Annotated in this window: 20 protein-coding genes; 9 read left to right on the plus strand and 11 right to left on the minus strand. The window is 61.4% G+C overall.

The features are described from left to right. Positions 1-176: 176 nt before the first annotated feature. Positions 177-1,076: a LysR family transcriptional regulator gene (locus A3CW_RS0126595; RefSeq protein ID WP_028206268.1), complete on the minus strand. Its 900-nt coding sequence runs from the start codon at positions 1,074-1,076 to the stop codon at positions 177-179. Between the two features lie 271 nt (positions 1,077-1,347). Here A3CW_RS0126595 and A3CW_RS0126600 point away from each other — a divergent pair, with 271 nt between their 5' ends. Then, positions 1,348-2,202, plus strand: a complete 855-nt coding sequence (locus tag A3CW_RS0126600; protein WP_028206269.1) for an urea carboxylase-associated family protein — start codon at positions 1,348-1,350, stop codon at positions 2,200-2,202. A gap of 17 nt (positions 2,203-2,219) precedes the next feature. Here the strand turns inward: A3CW_RS0126600 and A3CW_RS0126605 are convergent, their stop codons facing one another. Then, the gene (locus A3CW_RS0126605; RefSeq protein ID WP_028206270.1) at positions 2,220-2,657 is read right to left on the minus strand and encodes a PRC-barrel domain-containing protein; all 438 of its coding nucleotides are present in this window, start codon (positions 2,655-2,657) and stop codon (positions 2,220-2,222) included. Positions 2,658-3,006: 349 nt separating this feature from the next. Here A3CW_RS0126605 and A3CW_RS47730 point away from each other — a divergent pair, with 349 nt between their 5' ends. Beyond that, on the plus strand, positions 3,007-3,798 hold the full coding sequence (locus A3CW_RS47730; RefSeq protein ID WP_051481735.1) for an HpcH/HpaI aldolase family protein: 792 nt from the start codon (positions 3,007-3,009) through the stop codon (positions 3,796-3,798). Positions 3,799-3,856: 58 nt separating this feature from the next. After that, positions 3,857-4,243, plus strand: coding sequence for a zinc-binding dehydrogenase (locus A3CW_RS47735; RefSeq protein WP_245623751.1), 387 nt, complete (start codon positions 3,857-3,859; stop codon positions 4,241-4,243). Between the two features lie 24 nt (positions 4,244-4,267). Here A3CW_RS47735 and A3CW_RS0126620 read toward each other — a convergent pair whose 3' ends face one another. Next, a complete protein-coding gene (locus tag A3CW_RS0126620; RefSeq protein WP_028206271.1) occupies positions 4,268-4,693 on the minus strand; it encodes a Fur family transcriptional regulator in 426 nt (141 codons plus the stop codon). A gap of 170 nt (positions 4,694-4,863) precedes the next feature. On the opposite strand from A3CW_RS0126620, the gene A3CW_RS0126625 reads away from it, so the two are divergent. Together A3CW_RS0126625 and A3CW_RS0126630 are read left to right on the plus strand one after the other, a co-directional pair. After that, positions 4,864-6,075 carry a polysaccharide pyruvyl transferase family protein gene (locus A3CW_RS0126625; protein WP_028206272.1) on the plus strand — a complete coding sequence of 404 codons (1,212 nt, stop codon included), beginning with the start codon at positions 4,864-4,866 and terminating at the stop codon, positions 6,073-6,075. A 546-nt stretch (positions 6,076-6,621) separates the two neighbouring features. Then, positions 6,622-7,704, plus strand: coding sequence for a porin (locus A3CW_RS0126630; protein WP_028206273.1), 1,083 nt, complete (start codon positions 6,622-6,624; stop codon positions 7,702-7,704). Between the two features lie 17 nt (positions 7,705-7,721). On the opposite strand, the gene A3CW_RS0126635 is transcribed toward A3CW_RS0126630, so the two are convergent. Next, complete coding sequence (locus tag A3CW_RS0126635; RefSeq protein WP_028206274.1) at positions 7,722-8,597, minus strand: LysR family transcriptional regulator; 876 nt, start codon at positions 8,595-8,597, stop codon at positions 7,722-7,724. Between the two features lie 412 nt (positions 8,598-9,009). Beyond that, positions 9,010-10,455, minus strand: coding sequence for a DEAD/DEAH box helicase (locus A3CW_RS0126640; protein WP_028206275.1), 1,446 nt, complete (start codon positions 10,453-10,455; stop codon positions 9,010-9,012). A 246-nt stretch (positions 10,456-10,701) separates the two neighbouring features. Here A3CW_RS0126640 and A3CW_RS47740 point away from each other — a divergent pair, with 246 nt between their 5' ends. Then, on the plus strand, positions 10,702-10,992 hold the full coding sequence (locus A3CW_RS47740; protein ID WP_051481736.1) for a hypothetical protein: 291 nt from the start codon (positions 10,702-10,704) through the stop codon (positions 10,990-10,992). 126 nt (positions 10,993-11,118) lie between these two features. Here the strand turns inward: A3CW_RS47740 and A3CW_RS47745 are convergent, their stop codons facing one another. The 3 genes from A3CW_RS47745 to A3CW_RS0126665 all read right to left on the minus strand — a co-directional run bounded on the left by A3CW_RS47745 (position 11,119) and on the right by A3CW_RS0126665 (position 14,016). Beyond that, positions 11,119-12,294: an acyl-CoA dehydrogenase family protein gene (locus A3CW_RS47745; RefSeq protein ID WP_035514029.1), complete on the minus strand. Its 1,176-nt coding sequence runs from the start codon at positions 12,292-12,294 to the stop codon at positions 11,119-11,121. 91 nt (positions 12,295-12,385) lie between these two features. Further along, the gene (locus tag A3CW_RS0126660) at positions 12,386-13,177 is read right to left on the minus strand and encodes an SDR family NAD(P)-dependent oxidoreductase (RefSeq protein ID WP_028206276.1); all 792 of its coding nucleotides are present in this window, start codon (positions 13,175-13,177) and stop codon (positions 12,386-12,388) included. A gap of 74 nt (positions 13,178-13,251) precedes the next feature. Next, the gene (locus A3CW_RS0126665; protein ID WP_028206277.1) at positions 13,252-14,016 is read right to left on the minus strand and encodes an SDR family oxidoreductase; all 765 of its coding nucleotides are present in this window, start codon (positions 14,014-14,016) and stop codon (positions 13,252-13,254) included. A gap of 137 nt (positions 14,017-14,153) precedes the next feature. Between A3CW_RS0126665 and A3CW_RS0126670 the strand changes: the two genes are divergently transcribed. Beyond that, entirely contained in the window at positions 14,154-15,074 is a 921-nt protein-coding gene (locus A3CW_RS0126670) for a LysR family transcriptional regulator (protein WP_028206278.1), read from the plus strand. A gap of 57 nt (positions 15,075-15,131) precedes the next feature. On the opposite strand, the gene A3CW_RS0126675 is transcribed toward A3CW_RS0126670, so the two are convergent. Then, positions 15,132-15,707: a PadR family transcriptional regulator gene (locus tag A3CW_RS0126675; RefSeq protein WP_028206279.1), complete on the minus strand. Its 576-nt coding sequence runs from the start codon at positions 15,705-15,707 to the stop codon at positions 15,132-15,134. Between the two features lie 51 nt (positions 15,708-15,758). Between A3CW_RS0126675 and A3CW_RS47750 the strand changes: the two genes are divergently transcribed. After that, the gene (locus A3CW_RS47750; protein ID WP_051481737.1) at positions 15,759-17,390 is read left to right on the plus strand and encodes an AMP-binding protein; all 1,632 of its coding nucleotides are present in this window, start codon (positions 15,759-15,761) and stop codon (positions 17,388-17,390) included. 419 nt (positions 17,391-17,809) lie between these two features. On the opposite strand, the gene A3CW_RS0126685 is transcribed toward A3CW_RS47750, so the two are convergent. Next, positions 17,810-18,940 carry an alpha/beta hydrolase gene (locus tag A3CW_RS0126685; RefSeq protein WP_028206280.1) on the minus strand — a complete coding sequence of 377 codons (1,131 nt, stop codon included), beginning with the start codon at positions 18,938-18,940 and terminating at the stop codon, positions 17,810-17,812. A 493-nt stretch (positions 18,941-19,433) separates the two neighbouring features. Here A3CW_RS0126685 and A3CW_RS0126690 point away from each other — a divergent pair, with 493 nt between their 5' ends. Beyond that, complete coding sequence (locus tag A3CW_RS0126690; protein ID WP_028206281.1) at positions 19,434-20,015, plus strand: TetR/AcrR family transcriptional regulator; 582 nt, start codon at positions 19,434-19,436, stop codon at positions 20,013-20,015. Between the two features lie 740 nt (positions 20,016-20,755). Here A3CW_RS0126690 and A3CW_RS0126700 read toward each other — a convergent pair. Beyond that, the coding region (locus A3CW_RS0126700; RefSeq protein ID WP_028206282.1) for an endo-1,4-beta-xylanase at positions 20,756-21,142 on the minus strand (387 nt) is incomplete at its 5' end.

Consider the following 21,142-nt stretch of genomic DNA (forward strand, 5'->3'; position numbering starts at 1 on the left):
TCGGCCAGTGCGCTCGGCGCGCATAGCGGCAAACGGCGAATTCAGCTTCAAATCTGCTTTGAAGATCGAGGGGGCGATCGAGCGGCGGGGGCTTGCGAAAGACGAATGCAGGCCGGCCCTGATAGCGGTCGAGCCGGGTATCGGACCAGCGAGCGGACTGACTGCGCGATTACACCTCAGGCAAGCAACGCGGCAATGCGATCGCGCAGCAAATCGCGCAGTGCGTTGACGGTCGGCGAGAGCATCGTGCGGTGCGCACAGACGAGATGCAGCGGCGCGCCTTCGCCCTGAAACGCGTCGAGCGCGGTTTCGAGGCGGCCCGCCTGGATATCGGCGAGCACGTCCAGGCGCGACTTGTACGCAAGGCCATGTCCCGCCACGGCCCAGCGGCGCACGAGTTCGCCGTCGTCGCTGCTGCGGTTGCCGTGCACGTTCACGACGCTCGCTTCGTCGCCGCGGTAGAAGGTCCAGCGGTCGTGCAGCGTGTCGCTCAGCGCGAAGCGCAGGCAGTTGTGGCGCGAGAGATCGGCGGGCGTCGCGGGTTTGCCGTGACGCGCGAAATAGCCGGGCGCGGCGCACAGCACGCGGCGGTTGTCGGGCGCGAGCGGCAGCGCCACGAGCGAGGAATCTTCGGGCACGCCGTAGCGAACCGCCACGGCAACCGGCGACCGGAACATGTCGGTCACGTGGTCGCCAATGTGCACCTGGAACGAGACCGCAGGATGCTGCGCCTGAAAGTCGTCGAGCCAGGGCGCGAGCACGTTGCGCCCGAGGTCGGAGGGAATCGACAGCGACACCGTGCCGCCGATCATCTTGCGCCCATGCGCCACGGCGTTCTGGCCGGCCTCGACCTGCTCCATGACGCCGCGCGCGTATCCGAGGTAGCGCTCGCCGTCCGGCGTGAGGCGCAGGCTGCGTGTGGAGCGTGCGAGCAGGCGCGTGCCGAGTTCGGTTTCGAGGCGCTTGAGGCCCGCGCTCGCCACCGCGGGCGTGAGATCGAGCTGGCGCGCGGCGGCCGAGAGGCTCCCGCTGTCCGCTGCATTGATAAAGATGACGAGGTCTTCCAGTCTGATCATGTACCGTCGCGTCTCGTTGGGCTGCGCGCGCCTCGGAAGCAGGCGCCGCGGTCATGGAACAAGCGAACTGTACACGAAGGCACCGCGTGCGCGGGCAGGCCCGAACAGGCAAAAAAAGCCCGCGAATCTCCAGCCTTCCGGTTGTTGAACAAACTTTGGCTTACCGTCGCGCGATTCCTATACTCCCCAGCAGACATCCCGCGAAGGCTGTGCCGTGCGCCATCGGCATCGCGAACGCGGGCACCGGTCGTTCATACAGGAGTACGAGGCAATGCTGAATTATCCCGCCGCCTACCAGTCGACCAAGGGCTCCGCGCTCGACGTGAACAAGCCCTTTTACCGCCGCATCGCCGAAGAGCAGGACCAGCGCGAGCTAATTGAATCGATCGTCGTGCCGATACGCTCGGGGCAAGCCTGGAGCGTGCCCGCGGGACACGTGTTCCGCATCGTGACGATCGAAGGCCCGCAGGTGGCCGACCTCAACTTGTGGAACCGGCACGATCCGCGCGAACGCATGTGGGCTTCGCGTACGCGCCAGCTCCAGCAGGCACACGTGAGCACCTTCGACCGCCTGTGGTCGACGCTGCCCTTCCTGCGCCCGCTCGTCACGATCACCGACGATAGCCTGGCCGACTACGGCGTCGACGAGCATGGCGGGCGCGTTCACGACCTGCTCGGCACGCGCTGCGACCCCTACGTGAACCGCATGCTGACCGGCGAGGACTTTCATTTCCACTGTCACTCGAACCTCACGCGCGCCATCGCGCCGTATGGGCTCACCGAATACGACGTGCACGACGTGCTCAACGTGTTCCAGTGCACCGGCCTGAATCTGGAGGACAAGTACTTCATGAAGGCCTGCCCGGCGAAGAAGGGCGACTATCTCGAGTTTTTCGCCGAGATCGACCTGCTGTGCGCGCTTTCGACCTGCCCCGGCGGGGATCTTTCGCTGCCGATGTGGGGACCCGATGCACGCGACCCGCTCGAAGTCTGCCGGCCGCTCGGCATCGAGATCTACCGGCTCGCGCCCGCGCTGCTGGAAGGCTGGTCTTCGCCGCCTGTCGCCGAATATCGCGGCCTGCACGGCATGGCGTTGCAGCAGCCGGACTGGAAGTGCGGCTGCTGAATCGCTGCGGCTCTAGCTTACTGCTGCTTTTCGACCTTCTTCGGCTTCGGCGGCGATTCGACCTTCGCGTACTGGAATGCGGGCGTGGCCTTCAGCGCTTCCTTGGTTGCGCCGGGCAGATAGAGATTGCCCTGGCGCACGTCGAGCGAGGCGATGGGCACGGCCACGTCGTGCGAGCCGACGCCGAGGAAACCGCCCGCCGAAACGATGGCCGCGGAAACCGAGCCGTCCGGCGCCACGATAAGGTCGCGCACGGTGCCGATCTTCGCGTTGTCGTCGTTATAAACGGGCTTGCCGAGTACGCTCTTCTTCACGCTCCAGCCTTCGAGCAGCGCCTGCGACTGCTCGACCGAAACGCTCAAGGGCTGCGCGCCCGCGATCTGGGCATTCGCGCTGGCACTGGCCAGCACGGCGCTGAATGCGGCTACGGCTAACATCGTCTTGCGGAATTGCATTTTCTTTCGCTCCTGTATTCCGGTTATTTCGCCGCGCAGGTCGTTGCGGTTCAGCGCGAGACTGCAGGCGGGATGTCATGTTAGCCGGTATGGGGCGGCGCTGCGCTCAAGCTGCTTACGCGAGCAATCACGCGGCAGGTGGGCGCAAAGACGCTGCCAAGCCTTCGGAAGGCCTCGGCGAACCGTCACTAGAGAAAATCGGGCAGCGCGCGCATCCTCGCTTAGTAAGGAAGACGGTCGGAGTTCGGCTCGGACATCGCACCACCCGCAAAAAGCTGACGCGCTCGCGCGAGTCCGTGCAATATAAGCGAACGCGCGCGTCGCCTTTATATGGCTCCTGGAGAACGACATGTCCGCCCTGCCTGCCCGCCACAATCGCGCCAAGGCCAAACTCGCGGCCGGCGAGAACCTGACGGCTTTCATGGTCGAGCTGCCGAGCGTGGGGCTCGTGCAGGTACTCGCCGCGAGCGGCGTGGACGTGCTGATCTTCGACATGGAGCACGGCCCGATCGACATGCAAAGCCTCCACGCCATGGTGGCCGCCACGCGCGGCACGCCGGTCACGCCCATCGTGCGGATTGCGTGGACCGAGCCCTGGCTCGTCAAGACCGCGCTGGAAACGGGCGCCATGGGCATCAACTTCCCGATGATTTCCACGCCCGAACTCGCGCGCAAGGCGAGCGAGTCGCTGCGCTATCCGCCCAACGGCTCGCGCGGCTTCGCGCCTTCGCTCGCCGCCGCGCGCTGGGGCGTGAGCGGGCCCGATTACATTCGTGTCGCGGATTCGGAACTGCTCAACATCATCACGATCGAGGACGCACAATCCATCGAGCAGCTCGATGAGATTCTCGCGGTGCCAGGCATCGACGTGGCGGCGATCGCCTCGTTCGATCTTTCGATGAGTCTTGGCGTGCCGGGCCAGTTCGATCACCCGGAGTTGCAGGCGCTCGTGCGCAGGGCCGAGGAGAAGGTGCTGCGCGCGGGCACGCCGCTGGGCGGCGTGGCGCTTGATGCGCAAACGGCGCAGAGGAAGCGCGCCGCCGGCTATCGCATGTTGCTGCTCGCGTTCGACGTGATGATGATCGAGCAGGCGGCGCGCGGCATCGTCGAGGCGGCGACGGCGCCCGCGGATAAAAGCTAGGGCGACTCGCGCTTTCTCACTCCATCATCGCCGGCAACGCTCCACTAGCGAAGAAGACGTGGCCGCACGGCTCGCTGACATCACGGGAAACGAAGGGGCGCGCATCGTGCTCGACGCAATCGGCGGTTCACTGTTCGAGCCGCTCACGGCTTCGATGTCGCGCGGCGGCATACTGATCGAATATGGCGGCCTGAGCCGCGAGCCCACGCCGTTTCCCTTGCCCGCAGTTCTGGGCAAAACGCTGACGTTGCGCGGCTACCTCGTTCATGAGGTAATTGGCAATCCTGATTGGCTGGAGCGGGCGAAAGCCTTCATTCTGGACGGCCTGAAAGTGGGCGCACTACGGCCCGTCATAGCCAGGACGTTCTCTTTTGAGCAGATCGTCGAGGCGCACCGTTATCTGGAGTCGAACGAGCAGTTCGGAAAGGTAGTCGTCACGCTCTGAACCTCGCGCCGACAATGCGCCAATTCACGACGAAGCCGCGGCACACTGGGCGCAAAGCCCGAAAACGACGAGACTCGAATGCGTATAGCGAAAGCGCTTCGCCGCCGCGATGGCGGCGTGCTGTTCCTGCAGCATCGGCTCGTCGATGTCCACCACGGTCTTGCAGCTCTCGCACACGAGGTGCGCGTGCGGCGCGCCACGCCCAAGCTCGTACACCACGCGCGTTTCGCCAACCCATGTGCTGTCGAGCAGCGACGATTCCATCAGCTGCGCAAGCGCGCGATACACGCTCGCCAGGCTGCATTGCTCCACATCTTTCGCAATGCGGCGAAAGACCTGGTCGGCAGTCAGATGCTCGTGCGGCGCATCATGAAATACCTTCAGCACGGCCACGCGGCTGGATGTAGGGCGCAGGCGCGCGCTCTTCAGTTCGGAGTAGACCGTTCTCATACGCAGGGAAAAACACGTCGGCAAGGCCGACAGTTTCCCCGAGAATGCTTAAGGTTTCCTTATGTCAGTATGTTGAGTGTCAGGCGGCCCCACTTTATGCTGCGTCGCCGTATGGATCGAGAAAGTATTGGACTGGCGGATCCTGAACAGAAGCACGACCTGAGGCCCGCATGGCTTCCAAGCCCACGGTGATCTTCGGCGCGTTCGACCGGCACAACTTTGGCGACCTGCTGATCGCGCGGGTGGCGGCGCGCATGCTGCAACGCCGCGAACTGCTGTTCGCCGGGCTCGCCGCGCGCGATCCGCATGGCGATGGCGGGCCCGCCACCGTCGCACTCGCGCGCATCGCCGCGTTCGCACGCGGCCGCTCGGTGAACGTGATCCACGCAGGCGGCGAGTTGCTGACCTGCAATGCGTGGGAGGCCGCCGTGATGCTCGCACCGCCGCGGCGCGTGCCGGCGCTCATTGCCGACGAGGATACATGGCTGCGCGACGGGCGCGCGTGGGCACACCAGCATGTTGGCGTGGCGTCGCTCGCGCCGTATGTGCTTTCGAAGTCCGCGTTGCCCGGCGTGCGCGTGAAGCATCTCTCGTTCAACGCGGTGGGGGGCGTCGATCTCGATGCGCGCAATGCGCAGTTGGGCGCTGACGTGCTCGCCGCACTGCAATCCGCGGATGCGGTGAGCGTGCGCGACCGTCAAACCCAGACGTTGCTCGCGCAACGGGGCATCGCAGCCCGCCTGATACCGGACCCCGCCACGATGACGGCAACCCTGTTCGGCACGGCAATATGCCGGCACGCCAGCCACCTCGCGCTGCGCGACGTGCGGCAGGCGTTCCCGCACGGTTATGCAGCCGTGCAATTCAGCGCTGACTTCGGCGACGATGCAACGCTCGATACGCTAGCCGCCCAGCTCGAACTTGCAGCGCGGGGGCATGGCCTGGGTATTGTGCTGTTTCGCGCGGGCGCCGCTCCCTGGCATGACGACCTGGCGGTGTACGAGCGGCTCGCGGCGCGACTGCGCGCGGCTCGCGTTCGCGTGTTTGCTTCGCTGAACGTCTGGGACATCTGTGCGCTGATCGCCGGGAGCCGCATCTATTGCGGCAGCAGCCTGCACGGTCGCATCGTTGCAATGGCGTACGCGCTTCCTCGCATGAATATCAGTCATCCTGATCATTCTTTCTCGGGAAGCAAGCATGCGGCCTATGTGCGCACATGGGAAGCAGCGGGCCTCACCGGCGTTGTGAATCTGGACAATCTTGCCGATGCGGTCGCCAATGCACTGGCGACCGATCGCGAATCACTGCGCGAAACCGCATCCGCACTCGCACGGCGGTATCGGATGGAATTCGAAACGGTGATAGCTGAGAATCGACTATAGGCCGTGCGAATGATCTATGAGATGGCGACGACACTGCCCTCGGTCAGATAGGCGAGTCATTTTTCGCACAACCATTCGCAAATTTTTTTCATGCATACGCCGTCCCGTGAACTGCGCCGCCCGTGCGCGATTCGCCGGATCGATACTGGTTTACCCGGTCCGGTTGAAAGTCAAAAAATACCATTCAATCTACGTTTTATACATGGACCCACCGCCTTCCGCGCAATTAACCTTGTCGAAGGTTATTCGATGCGTCTATCGCCGGAATCCACATCGATCACGCAAAGAACCATGCAATCAACGGAGATCAGATTGAGCAGCGAAACCACGTATGGCCATTAGCTTGCCCCGCCATCACCGGCCTTCGATTCGACAGACAGCAACTCGACGGGCCGCCCCGAAACCTACCCTCCATCTGTAAGACCGTCGCGTAGTCGAGCATATCGGTATGCTCGACTGATCACGGTACGACGCTTACACATTAGCAGTACGAACTAGACAAATATTTATAAGAGCGTCGGCATACCGATGCAATGGAGATTCCGCATGAAGAGGTTTATCGCTCTCGCATCCGGCGCAGTCTTGTCCTGCGCGTCTGCCCCTTCCGCGTTCGCGCAGTCTTCGGTCACGCTCTATGGCGTGCTCGACAACGGCTTCGTCTATCAAAGTTCGAGCGGCGGCAATTCGGCGGTCCGCGCGGTGCCCGGCGGACTCTTCTCGACACGCTACGGCTTCAAGGGCAGTGAGGATATCGGCGACGGCCTGCACGTCAATTTCCAGTTGGAGCAAGCCTTCTCCGGACAGACAGGTGCAGCGACAGACTCGACCAAGGCCTTCAATCGTCTGGCGTATGTCGGCATGTCCGGTGGATTCGGGGAGGTGCGCTTCGGCCTGCAAAACTCCCCGCAATACGACGTGCTCCAGGCGGCAATGGATCCGACCTGGGTTAAAAGCATTGCTTCGCCCATGAACAATTTCAACGGCCTGATCATCCGCGCGAACAATGCAATCTCCTGGTACACGCCCACGTTTGGCGGGTTGAATGCCAAATTTATGGTGGCGTTGCGCGATCCGGCGACGTCGGGCAACGGCATTGGGTTCTACAACGCGGTCGTCCAGTACATCGATGGGCCGTTGAATGTGGCGGCCGGCTATGAACGCGGAGACGAGCCTGCCGTCGGAGCGGGCGGGAGCTATACGCTTGCGGGCGGCGCTGCCGCGGGTCCTGGCGCGGTATTTACCGTGTTCAACGCGGGCGCGTCGTATGCGATCGGCGCCAACCGCATCTGGCTTGCGTACCACACGGAGAATCTGACGAATACGCCGAAATACATGCAGCACGAGGTCTACCAGATATCGGACTCGTATCAGGTCTCGCCTTTTACTCTGGTTTCGCTGATGTACGGTTACCTGCACGATCGCACCGGCAAGGGCAACAACGCGCAGCAGTTAGGCCTGCTGTTCGAATACTCCCTGTCCAAAGCGACCGAACTCTATACAGCGGCCGGCTTTCTTCAGAACCGGAATCAGGCGCAATACACGCTCTCCGGCACCGCATATTCGGGCCTCACGGTCGCTCCCGGCAGCGACACGCGCGGCATTGGGGTCGGCCTGGTACACAAGTTCTGAGAACGGCGGCGCACCCATTACCCGCCTTTCATTGCGGCGCGCAAGTACGCAACAAAGCGCGCCGTAACCGGATCTTCCCGCATGGAAGGCCATGCGAGTCCCACGCGCCACTTCGCGTTTTTTCCATGAAGCGGCAGTACCGTAGCATCCCGCAGCAGGTGTCGTGCGCGAGAAGGAATGAACGCAATGCCCACTCCCGCGGCGACCGAGGTCAGGACCGACTGGATGTCTTCGGCCTGCTGCGTCACCTTCGGCACGAAGCGGTGCTCGAGGCACCATCGGTCGATCTGTGCAGTGAGCCCCGGCCCGCGTGCACGCACTAGCGAGATGAAGCCGATTTCATTGAGCACGTCGAGATTCGCTGGAAGGCGTGAGTACCGAAGGTGCGGCGGCAATGCGAGCGCAAGTCCCTCGTCTACGACTTTGAACGATGAAAGACCCTCCGCGGCGGGCAAGCGGAGGAAACCGGCATCCAGCTTGCCCGCCAGAAGACGGCGCGTTTGCTCTGCGGAAGAGAGGTCGCTCAGGGTGACGGTGACAGCAGGATGCTGCTCCCGAAAATCCGCGATGAGCTTCGGCACAATCGTCAGTACGGACAGGCAGATCCCGAGGCGCAGATGGCCTTGCTGGCCGCTGCTTGCTTCTCGCGCACGCAACAGGATTTCATCCGCGTCGCGTACGAGCGCCTGCGCATCGGACAGGAACGTCTCGCCAAATGGCGTGAGCTGCGCACCGTGCCGACCGCGTTCGAACAGCCTGCCACCGAGGCTCGCCTCCAATGCGCCGATCTGCTTGCTGAGTGCCGGCTGACTCATGTGCAGCGCATCCGCCGCGCGGCTGAAATGGCGCAGCTCGGTAACTGTGAGAAACGTCCTCAGTAATTTCAGTTCCATTCGGAAAAGTAATCATACTGGTAAGAACATTCATTTTACTGATCGATCGGCGAAGAGTTCAATACGTGCATGCCCCTCTCGAGAATCATCCGCAATGCCAATTCGAACCTTGCCGACTAACGCCCCCCAGACGGCCCTTGAATCTGACGCCATCGGTAAAACGGCGGTCGACAGCGAATCCGACACGACCCCGGTCAGCGACTCCGATGCGCGTAAAGGGCGCAGTCGCCGTTCTCGCTTCGGCGACGTGACGCACGAGGCCCATCATCGCGCGGCGACAGGTGCGATCGCCGTAAGCTTCGCTGTCGTCTCTCGCAGGCATTGGCCGCGTTGAGCGCGGTCGCGCTGCCGCCGCCGCCAAAGCGCGCCGGTGGCCAGCCTGTTCCAGGACTGGCGTTCCTCATCCCAAGGATCAGGGTTGGCGTTTGCCGCGGCCACCAGCAGGTTTGCCAGCCGGCGTACGCGAACCCGCAGCTGGCCTGGTGGCGGGTTTGCTGCGCGGCTTTTGCACGCTGAATGGGCTACCGCTCGTGAAACTTGTGCCCTTACCCGCGGCCACAACGTGTTGCGCCGCAGGCTTGCGCTTGTTTTCGCCACTTTGCGGGAGCGGTTTTTTGCTGGGCCCCTGCATGGCACCCGGCGCAGCTTGCGGCACTTTAGGCTTCTTGGGCTTTTTGGGTTTCTTGATGAGTTCGCCCGTCGCGCTGGTTTCCGGTACGCGGTGTTCGGCTTCAAAACCCGGCTCTTCCTCACGGGGCAGCGTTTGCCGGATCAGCGCTTCAATCGCGGCCAGTTGCGGGGCTTCATCGGCACACACGAGCGACACCGCCACGCCGCTGGCGCCCGCGCGGCCGGTACGGCCAATACGGTGCACATAGTCTTGCGCCACGATCGGCAGATCAACGTTGATCACCAGCGGCAGGTCGTCGATATCCAGCCCACGCGCAGCCACATCGGTAGCTACCAGCATATTGACTTCGCGCGTCTTGAAGCGCTCCAGCGCACGCAGTCGCGCGGGTTGCGGTTTGTCGCCGTGGATGGTGTCGACCGCATAGCCCGCTTCATCCAGCATCGCCGCCAGGTAATCCACGCCACTGCGGGTTTTGACGAACACCAGCGCGTGCTCCCAGTTGTTCTCGGCCACAAGGTGCATGAAGAGATCAGGCTTGTTCCTCTTATCCACCGGGACCACCCACTGCTTGATCTTGCTGGCCGTCGCATTGGGCGGGCTGACGCTGATATTGACCGGGCTGCGCAGAATGCCCGCCGCCATGGCGCGGATATCATCGGTAAACGTGGCGGAGAACAGCAGGGTCTGACGCTGGGCGGGCAAGGCAGCAAAGACGGCGTTGAGTTCGCGCGCAAAGCCCAGATCCAGCATGCGGTCGGCTTCATCCAGCACCAGCGTTTGGACTTGATCGAACTGCACTGCGTTCTGGCGATTGAGATCCAGCAAACGGCCCGGCGTGGCAACGAGCACATCCACGCCTTTGCGCAACTTCATCATCTGCGGGTTGATACTCACGCCGCCGTAGGCAGCCAGCAATCGCAAGTCGAGGCCTTTGCCGTAAGCGATAAAGCTTTGCAACACTTGCTCAGCCAGTTCACGCGTGGGCACCAGCACCAGCACACGCGCGCGGTTGCTGGACACCGCCGGGCCGTGTTGCACCAGCCGTTGCAACAGCGGCAGCGCAAAACCCGCCGTTTTGCCAGTGCCGGTCTGTGCCCCGGCCATGACGTCCTTGCCACTGAGCACGGCAGGAATCGCCTTGGCCTGCACCGGCGTAGGTGCGTGGTAATTGAGGTCTTGCACATTACGCAGCAAGGGATCGATCAGGCCAAGCGAGGCAAAAGACATTGGCGTATTCCGGGCTAAAACCGTAATTCTAGCGGTTACCGCGCTGCCTTCGCCGCGCAGAACCGACAGTCAAGAAGATCGATTTGAACGCCGCTGAATAACGTAGCGGTGCCGTGCGCCGCGCCGGCATCATCGCTGGACATGAAAGGTTTCGTTTTTGTGTGTCATCGTACAGAACCACTTCATGTGCTACTGTAGGTACCCAGAGCCAGCAGGACGTTTCAGTCGAACACCAGAAGGATCCTCATGGAATTCAACAATGGCGCTGTACTAGAAGCTCTTCGACTTGCTTTGCATCGACAAATACCGTGGCACAAGCGACCGGCAATCTTCACGTTGCTCCGCTCGCACGGTTTGATCCAGACCGTAGACCAGCCACCTCCCCCCAGCACGAAGTTTCTCCCCACATTACAGATTGCCGTCCTGACGGATAAAGGACAGAGCGAAATCCGGCGCATCGAGGCGTCAAAGCATGTTTCAGGATGGCTGGACGACGACTACTTTGCAACGTTCCTTGCAGGGGTAGTGCTTGCCTGACCACGCATCATTGCGTGTCTGCGATCGCGATATTCACGAATCGGGCCAGATCGCCTCGGGGGCTCTCATGGGGCATTCAGGGAGGTTACTCGCCTACGCTGCTGGCGTTCGGACCGCGCGGCTCGACTAGCCGGCGGTCTTCGAGAGCCGGTTTTCCAGAAGCAGCTTGCCAACTGCCGCATAATTTCGTTGCTGGGCTACGACGTGCTGGGCCCCGGCGTGAAGGTCACGCAATCGCCGCTGCAACGGCGAGGCGTTGTAGAGGGCGCCCCCGCCACCCAGCGCGAAGCACGCGTCGGCAATACGCACACAGGTTGAAGCGATCCACACGGAATTTTGCGTGCTTTGCATGCGCAGCGCTGTGTCGTTGATCGTTCCCGCCAGCGCATGGCCCCAATGGCTCGTGGCTTGTACCTCCATGAACGCCTGCGCCGCTCTCAGGTCGGCTCCGACTCGGCCGAGTTCCGCCTGGAACAGCTCCGAATCACGCATGGCAGTCACCGCGCGAAGCTGCGTGCGGCCGGTATTCGCAAATGCGACGAGTTCCTCCAGCGCCCCTTTGGCCACACCTACGGAGAAGGCGCTGTGCATCACGGGAATGATTTCCAGCACGCTCTGATAGAGCGGCCCTGGAAGACAAGGCACGCCGCCCTCGATATCGAAGAAGTTGCTTTCCGGCACGATCTTGTCGGCGATCGCGATGTGATGACTACCGGAGCCCTTGAGCCCTGCCACGTGCCACGTATCCTCGATCTGCCATTCGGACGCTGGGAGAATGAAGCCGCGCAACAGTGGCGGCCCGTCTTCGCCGGCGTGACCGGGAAGCGGCTTTCCGTCTTTCGTCATCTTGCAGAACCCCACCATCCATTCGGCCTGCTGACAACCGCTAGCGAACGGCCAGCGCCCGCTCACGCGCCAGCCGCCCGGCACCGGCTGTGCGGTGCCCACAGGCTGGGATGACCCGGCGAGTATGACGTCCGGGCCTGATTCGTACACCTGATCATAGGTCCGAATGTTCAGCAGGGAGGCAATCAGCGCGCTTCCGCTGGCAATCATCGCGGTCCAGCCCAACGACCCATCGATCTTTGCGAGTTCGACGATCACCCTGAGCCCCTCCGGAAGATCCAGCTCCATTCCGCCGTGACTCCTGGGTACGAACATGCGATAAATGCCCATCGCTTTAAGCGTCTCCACCAGGTCTGAAGGCATTCGGCGTGCCGCCTCGATTTCGGCTGTGCGCGATCGAATGCTCGGCGCCAGTTTGCGGATTTCATCAAGCATACGGTCGACTTCATGGGTCATGGCGTGGGTCCTCTGATGTGAGTATCGTGGAGCGACTTTTTCAGAACGCCTTTGATCCACGAGTTATTCCACGCGATGGTAAGCGTCACGCCTAGAACGCGCTCCTGATGACCCCTCCATCGGCTCGCAGCGCAGCGCCCGTCGTGGCCGACGAAAGCGGACTGGCGATATAGGCCACGAGCGACGCAACTTCCTGCGGCGAACCAAATCGCTTGATGAGCGATGTGGGTCGGACCTTCTCGAAGAACTCTTTTTCGAACGCTTCAAACGATTTGCCATCGGCCTTCGCAAGTGTTTCCACGAATTCGCCAACGCCGCGCGACTTTGTCGGCCCTGGCAGGACGCTGTTGACGGTAATGCCCGTGCCGGCAACGGCTTCGGCCAGCCCGCGCGAGACCGCAAGCTGCGCGGTTTTCGTCATCCCGTAATGGATCATTTCGGTGGGAATCTGCACACCGCTTTCGCTCGAAATGAAAATAATGCGCCCCCAGTCAGCCTGCCTCATCGCGGGCAAAAACAGGCGAGCGAGGCGCACGCCGCTCAGGACGTTGACGTCGAAGAAGCGTTGCCAGTCCGCGTCGGGGATCTCTTCAAACGGCTTGGGCTCGAAGATGCCCAGGTTATTGACCAGAATTTCCACATCCGGATAGCGTTGCGCGAGTTCGTCGGCTGCGGCGGCCGTGCTCAGATCGCCCGCAAATCCGTAAACGTCGTTGCCCGTGTTGGCTTTCAGCTGCGCGACCACGTCATCGACAGATGACTGGGAGCGTCCGTTCACGATCACACGAGCGCCCTCCTGGGCCAGGGTGCTAGCGATGGCAAGGCCGATGCCGGCTGTGCTGCCGCTCACCAGTGCGAGTTTGCCTTTCAGTTTCAGATCCATGACTGACTTCCTTTCAAAAGAAAAGATAGAAAAGGGCGGCATCAGGTCTCGATCGCAGGATGCCGCCTTGAAGGTCAGGTACGCGTAATCGAAGCGCCGCCATCGACGAGCGATGCGGTACCGGTTACGAACGACGAATCGTCCGACGCGAGGTAGAGGACCGAACGTGCGAGTTCCTCCGGCTTCGCGACGCGCTTGAGCGCATGCAGTCCGGTCACGAACGCCTGCGACTCGTCGGTGTCGTTCATGCCGCGATACATGTCCGTGTCCACCGCGCCCGGCAACACCGCGTTGACGCGCACGCCTTGCGCGCCATACTCTGCGGCGAGCGCCTGGGTCAAGCCGATCAGCCCGGCCTTGCTCGCCGCGTAGGCCGCAGTGCCCGGAAACGCGAACGAATAGCCGACGAACGTCGACGTGAAGATGATCGATCCGCCGCCGCGCTTCAGCATTTCGGGAATCTGGTGCTTCGCACCGAGGAAGGCACTGGTCAGGTTGGTCGCCAGCGCAGCGTTCCAGCCAGCCTCCGAAATGCCGGTGCTCGGGCCCATTTCGCCCAGCGTGCCGGCGTTGTTGTAGGCAATGTCCAACCGGCCGAAGCGGTCCACTGCGAGCGCGACGAGCGCCTTCGCGAAGTCCTCCGACTGAACGTCGCCCGCTAGATACACGGCTTCGCCGCCTTCGCTGACGATCTCCGCAGCGAGCGTTTCAAGTTCCGCCGCGCGCCGCGCAGCAACAACCACCTTGGCGCCTTCCTTCGCAAACAGCTTGGCCGTTGCACGGCCAATCCCTGAACTGGCGCCGGTCACGATGGCGACTTTTCCTGTCAAGCGTTGCATTTCCAATCTCCTGAAGTCCTGCGTTGGCCAGTGCCCTGTGCCCCGGTCCGTGAGCGAAATATAGGCTTCAGTTCTGCTTGCAGAAAGGCATAAAACATGGTCCTATCATTCAGCTTTTGTGAATGTTCGGAGAGGGTATGGACCGCCTGCGCGCCTTTGAAGTTTTCGTGACGGTGGTGAGCCGCGGCGGCTTCGCGCGCGCAGCCGATGCGCTCGGCACGTCGCCCGCCAACGTCACCCGCTATGTGAATGAACTGGAAGCGCATCTGGGCACGCGCCTGCTCAATCGCACGTCACGGACGCTATCTCTGACCGAGGGCGGCGAGACGCTTTACGCCCGCTGCAAGGCCATTCTCGACGATGTCGCGGAGACAGAAGGGCTTGTGGCATCCGGGTCGGTCGAACCGCGTGGAAGACTGCGCATCAATGCGCCCGTGAGCTTTGGGATTCGGTATCTGGCACCGCTGTGGCCCGGGTTCATGCGCAAATATCCCGGCATCGAGCTCGACGTCGCGCTGATTGACCGCGTCGTTGATATCGTCGACGAAGGCTACGATCTCGCGATTCGCATCTCTCGCGCCGGCTCCACCAGCCACGCAGCCCGCAAGCTGGCGACATCGCAAAACATCCTGTGCGCGTCGCCGGCGTATCTGGCCCACTTCGGACATCCGACCTTGCCGGCGGACCTGATGCAGCATCGCTGCGTCGGGTACACCTATGCGGCCACCGGCGACGAGTGGCAACTCATCGACCGTGGCGGCAAGACCCACGCTGTGAGCGTCGACTGCCACATGCATACCAACAACGGCGACACGGCACGCGCAGCCGCGCTCGCAGGGCAAGGCGTGATCTGGCAACCGACGTTCCTCATCGGCGACGATCTACGTGCCGGCAAACTCGTTCACGTGCTACCAGAGTATCGCCTGCCGGAGATCGACATACTCGCCATGTACCCGAGCCGTCGACATCTGAGCGCCAGAGTGCGCGTAATGATCGACTTCCTGGTCGAAGCGTTCAGCGGAGTGCCTCCATGGGATCGGGCCAGTCAGAGCAGGTAGATGCCAATGCGGCTCCGGTGCGCGTTATTTGCGATCGGCGCATGAAACGCCACTTGGCTATTCTCGCCCGGGTGGTGGATTTTCAGCGATACCGGACCAAAATTCCAGACACGCCGTTGCCATCCGCACACCCAGATTCAATGGCGCCATCCGGCGAGTGGCCGATTCTCGTCCTTCGTTGTGCTCAATAATGGCCTGGTAGACCGCCAGACGCTCCTTGTAGAGGCGTACTTGATCTTCCGCCAGTTTTACAAGCTCGGCGGTACTGGTGAACTCACTGAAAAAGAGTTGCAACACCGCCATATCCCGCATCTCGAACACTTCGCCCGGCGGGGTTTTCAACCAGTTCTCCAGCGCTTCCTGGCCGCTGGAGGTCAATGAATAGACCCGGCGACGGCGCCCGCCTTCTTCCACTTCCTGGTCCAGCAGGCCCTCGCGCGACAGTCGCTCCGGCTCGCCGTAAAGTTGCGAGTGCGGAAAAGGCCAGAAGTACCTGACCGAGCGCTCTATAGCCTGCTTCAGTTGATAAGGGGTTGACGGGCCCCGCAACCCGATGACCCCTAAGACGACATACGAAATCGGACTCAGCCGAACGGGTGCTTCTGCGCGTGAGGTGTTTGGGTTCGTTGACATAGTCCGTTTCAGACGGTACATTTAGAACTATGTTACTGGAAGGAGTCTTCCATGGCAACAAAGATTGCAGGCTGTTCGCAAGCTGAGTTATCGCATTGTCAAGGTGACACTTCGGAGCCTGGCACAGAGCTTTCGATTGGAGATGCCCTGCGCCTTGCGGCAGACAATTGGGGCAATCGAATTGCGCTTGTAGAGGGCGCACAGCTCGCCGACGCTCGCCGTCAATGGTCCTTCGAGCAACTGTATGAGGACGCATGCCTCGTCGCCCGCGCTCTGCTGGCGCGCTTTTCTCCTGGAGAGCACGTCGCCATCTGGAGCGCCAACCGCCCCGAATGGGTTCTGCTCGAGTTCGGCGCAGCGTTGGCTGGAATCACGCTGGTCACCGCCAATCCCGCGTACCTCGCCAAAGAACTCGCCTATGTCCTCAGGCGGTCCAACGCCGCCGGCATCGTCCTGTCTCCCGAGTACCGCGGGCGTGACTTACTAGCAGTACTGAATGAAATCAAGGCGGATATCCCAGCTGTGCGCGAAGTGATCTCGCTCGCGGATTGGCCTGCTTTTCTTGATTCGGGCAAAAGCACACGCTCGTTACCCAACGTGTCCCCAGACGATGTCGCGCAGATTCAATACACGTCAGGCACGACTGGATTTCCCAAGGGTGCGGAGCTGACGCACCGAGGACTCGTGAACAATGGCCGGTTCTATGCCAACGCTATTGGCGCGAATGCCAAAGACGTCTGGATCAATCCGATGCCCATGTTCCATACGGCGGGCTGCGGCCTCGCCACCCTGGGCGCATTGCAGACGGGCGGTATGCACGTACTGCCGGGTGGATTCGACCCCACGCTCATGCTCGATCTGATTGAGGCTTATCGCGGCACGCTGGTGCTAAGTGTGCCTACGATGTTGATCCGGATGCTGGATCAACCTGGCGCTAAAGATCGTGACCTTTCGTCATGGCGACTCGCCACGTTAGGGGGTGCCCCTGTGCCCCCGGAACTCGTGCACCGCGCGGTCACCGAGTTCAATATCGATGTCGCAATTGGGTTCGGTCAGACAGAGTCGTCGCCGTATATCACCCACACGCTGCCGCACGACCCCAACCCGCAATGGATCGATACCGTGGGGCGGCCCCTACCTCAGACCGAAGTCAAGATCGTCGAACCGGCTACCGGAGAGACTGTTCCCATTGGTGTGATCGGAGAAGTCTGCGCAAAGAGCATCTGCGTGATGAAGGGGTATTTGGGCGACCTCAAAGCAACAGCGGAAGCCATCGACGCGCAAGGATGGTTGCATACCGGCGACCTCGGTTGCCTCGATGCACAGGGTTATTTGCGCATCCAGGGTCGCATCAAGGACATGATTATTCGCGGTGGAGAGAACATCTACCCACGAGAAATCGAGGACGTGCTGTGTACACACCCAGGTGTCTCCCTTGCGTCGATCGTAGGCGTTCCTGACGCGCAATGGGGTGAAGTCGTCGTCGCTTTCGTACAGCCACGACAGGGCTGCAATTTGAGCAGCGACGAACTCTCGGAGTTCTGTCGCGCACGCCTTGCTTCATATAAGACGCCACGGGTCTGGCGCTTTGTCGATCACTTCCCGCAGACGGCTTCCGGAAAAATCCAGAAATTCGTGCTGCGGGACGAATTCATGGCGTCGATCGGACACAGGCAGTCCTGACAGGCGGGGACGCTGACCAGCAAACTCTTCTTCGACGTCGATGCCTGGATTGTGAGCCATTACGCGGCTTGTACCGGTCACCGATTGTTGTCGGCTGATCGACCGGAACCTGGCCAACTGTTTGCCTGATGCGGCTGGCCGTAGCCGACCCACTGCGGTCCTTGGGACCGAAGCGAAGTAAGTTTCCGGTGTAGAACGTCTTTCGGTCGTTGAGTGCATCTAGCCCAACTCATCGTCGTCGAGACGCTGTTGAACATCGCGGAGCGTGCGTCACCCCTGATCGAGGGCAGCGAAGCCGGAAGCTAACGCCAGACTTGGACCGCCCAACCCAGGCGCTTCACTGAATGTGACGGACCTGACGGGACGGTGATCTGAAAGCCGGGCAATATTTTCAAGAGCGACGATAGGCATTCCCCGACCTAACCGCTGGTGTGATCCGCCCCGCCCACCTCCTTGATGAAGGCGAGCAGGATCTCGCTGAGCCGAACCGGCTGCTCCTGTTGGATCCAGTGACCGGCGCCGTCGATCAGCTCGATGCCACCCATTCTCGTCGCCGCCTTCGTCCTCATAAGATCGAGCGCGCCCGGCGCCGAATAGGTGCCCCAATCGCTTTTCCCGCCAATGAAGAGCGACGGGACATCGATCGTCTTGCCCGAATACAGGCGCAACTCAGCGCTCAGGTCAGGATCGGAAAAGACGCGATAAGCCTGCAGAGCGCCTTGGAACCCGGTGCGGCCATACTCCTCCGTATACACCCCAAGTTCCGGCTCGGTGAGCCATTTGGTGGCCAGGACCTCGGCGGAGGAAGGTTGGAATGGAGCGACGGTCTCGGGCATTGTCTTGCCGAGATCCATGACGTAATAGGTGGGCATTTGTGCAAGTTCTGCGGCGGTTAGCGCGTTCAACGGATGCGGCTTATTCCCCGGCCAGTCGGCGCTCTTGACGTAGAAAAATGCACGAAGAAACGCGTGTAAGCCTTGAGGGGGGTGCCACATGTCGTGGTTCGCCTTCCGTGTGCTCAAGTATTGCTGGTAATACTCTCTCGGCGGGTTGAGCGCCGCCAGCGCGGCCGCTAAGTTTTGATTGCCAGTGTTCGGTTGAACCGACGATACCTCGCTTTCCGCGATGTTAAAAGGAAGCGTCGGCGGACCGGGGAACGGTGCGCTCATCAGCACCACCGAGGGAAAGACGTCAGGTCGGGCCAGCGCACAATAGGCCGCCACGGGCGAGCCGAGGTCGTGCCCGACAAGCATTGCCGTACGCCGATACCCCAACGCCAAAACCAATCCGAGGGCATCACGCGTCATATTCAAGAGGCTGAAGGGCGCTAGCTGGGCGTCATAGTCGTTCACCCAACCGGTGGTGCGGCCAAAACCCCGCTGGTCGGGCGCCACGACATGGTAGCCGGCGTCAGCCAGAAGCGGGATCAGGTGTCGCCAGCCGTAAGCCAAATCGGGAAAGCCGTGCAGAAGCAATGCGAGCGGCCGGCCGGGGTTCTCGTAACCGGCCTCGAGAATATGGACATCAAGGCCGTTGACCCCATGGATCATGCGCGAGCGGACCCCCTTGGGAAGCGTTCCCTCGCCATATGTTGATGTGGTCAAATCAATTCCTCCTATGGGGTTTGCGCGGGCGGGTCGAATTAAAGCCGCAACGAGGCTGACCGCGCCCATCGCTAAGACGGCTCGTCGGGACGCCGATGGCTTGGAGCTAAGTGGATGACTCATGACGGAACGCACCATCCGCGTGTAAGCGCTGTCTTCAGCTTCAGCGAAAACCCACGCGGCGAACAATTCGCGCGGCGGCCGGGCAATCGAGGACGATCAGCCCCGACACGAAGACGCTCGGCATGGGGTGAACGAGGAAACCCAGGCGTTTCGTCTTGAGTTATTCCTGCCGCAATCTGGGCAGGCTGCGCATCACTGAACGAACCTTCTTGGCTTGCGATTGTGTCGAGGGGCATCGCCGGACTCCTTCTATGGTGATCACCATAGTATGTCGATCACCATAGAATAATCAAGCGAAACGTGCTATGTTCACGGCATGCCACGTAAGACTGACGCCCGCGCTCGCGCGATTGCCACGGCCGAACGACTGTTTCGCATCCAAGGCTACACTGCGACGGGATTGATCCAGATCCTTGAAGAAAGCGGTGCGCCTAAAGGATCGTTTTACTTTCACTTTCCACGCGGCAAGGCACAACTCGCAGAAGAAGCAATCGATAATTACGTTGCGAATCGAATTGCTGTATTGCGGAACATCTCGGCGAATACGACGGGTGATGCTCTGAATTTCGTTCATCAGATTTTCAGCACATTCGCGGGCGAAATGGTCGCCTCTGATTTCCAGTATGGATGTCTAATGCAAAATCTGGCGAATGAGCTGCCCGCGCTCGACGCTGAGTTGACCAAACGGGTAGCGCGCGGATTTGTTGAGTCGACCGAGATTATTGCGGAGCATTTTAGGGGGTGCGGTTTCGCTCCCGCGCGCGCGTCCTCTACCGCAGCCGCATTGGTAGCCGCCCTCGAAGGCGCGCGGACGATCGCCCGCCTAGAACGCACGCCGGCTATATTCGAGGCGCTGGCAGATGTTAGTGTCCAACGGTGGGCTGCCTCCGAGGGGTGATCCGGTCCAATGTTCGCGGTCGAACGAAATTGGCACTGATCATCCTACGAAGAGCGTCCCGTCTTTCGCGAATGTCCGTTCGCAGACACCCAGCCGCCGCCTGAATGTCTTAGCGACGCACTGAGTAAACGTCCGTTTTTGGCCGATGCCGGAAGTCCGACCTCCGACTTGTGGAAGTGTCCGAGTTCACCCGAGCAGGCAGCTAGGCACAGCGGGGAGAAAGTTGGGGCGACGCGGCTGTATCTTTTTTAATAGGAATACTATCGCGACGGTATCATACCCGGTACCGAGCCGTTGACGACGGCACGTGTCACCGCGCAGGTCGTATTCTAAGCCTATGCGCGTCAGAGTCTCCGACTATGTATCAGAGGGGGCAGCGCTCTAGGCGACTAGGATCGTTGGCGCGAGCCCCATTTATGGCGTGCATTCTGGAGTCACTTGCGAGCGATGCAATATGGGCTCGATTTCCCATTTTTCCTCACTGACGACCGCGTTCTGTTCGAAGCTCTCTCGCCGCAATATGACGGATGCTTGGACGTCGGCGGAAATATCGTGGACTATCAATTTCGCCATCCTTACTATGAGGGAATTGGAGAGCCAACGTTCATCGGATGATCGGGATGTAAGAAGCCGCCACAGCGGACTCAACGATGGATATGGGGCGCCGTGTCTCTCCAGCAGACCGACATCGGGCGCGGCGGCTGGCTCAAGCGGATCGCGTCGAGGCGTGGTAAATAGCCTTACGGCTGCCACGACGAATTGGCTATTGCCCAGAACGCGGCCTTCGGTTTCAGGTTCGCGTCGAATAGCAGCGGCAGATTGGTCCGCGGCACCGGTATCGAGGTCAGCCACGTATGCTTGTCCGAATAGCCCCAGAAGGTGACGGCCTTGATGCTTGGCTCGTGCTCGAACAGATCGAACACCGCGCGATACCGCTGCGCCTGCGCACGCATCACGTCGTTCGGCACCGGCTGGCCGAGATCGGGCAAACACGCAGGCGGATGGCTCCAGCATTCGCCCGGGTCGCTGTAGAGACTGACATCGAGTTCCGTCACCTGGTTTTCGAGTCCGAGGGCGGCGACGTCGTCGAAAGCCTGCTTCATATTTTGCAGCGGCGGCCAGTTGAT

Source organism: Paraburkholderia nodosa DSM 21604, from assembly GCF_000519185.1.
Taxonomy (GTDB): domain Bacteria; phylum Pseudomonadota; class Gammaproteobacteria; order Burkholderiales; family Burkholderiaceae; genus Paraburkholderia; species Paraburkholderia nodosa.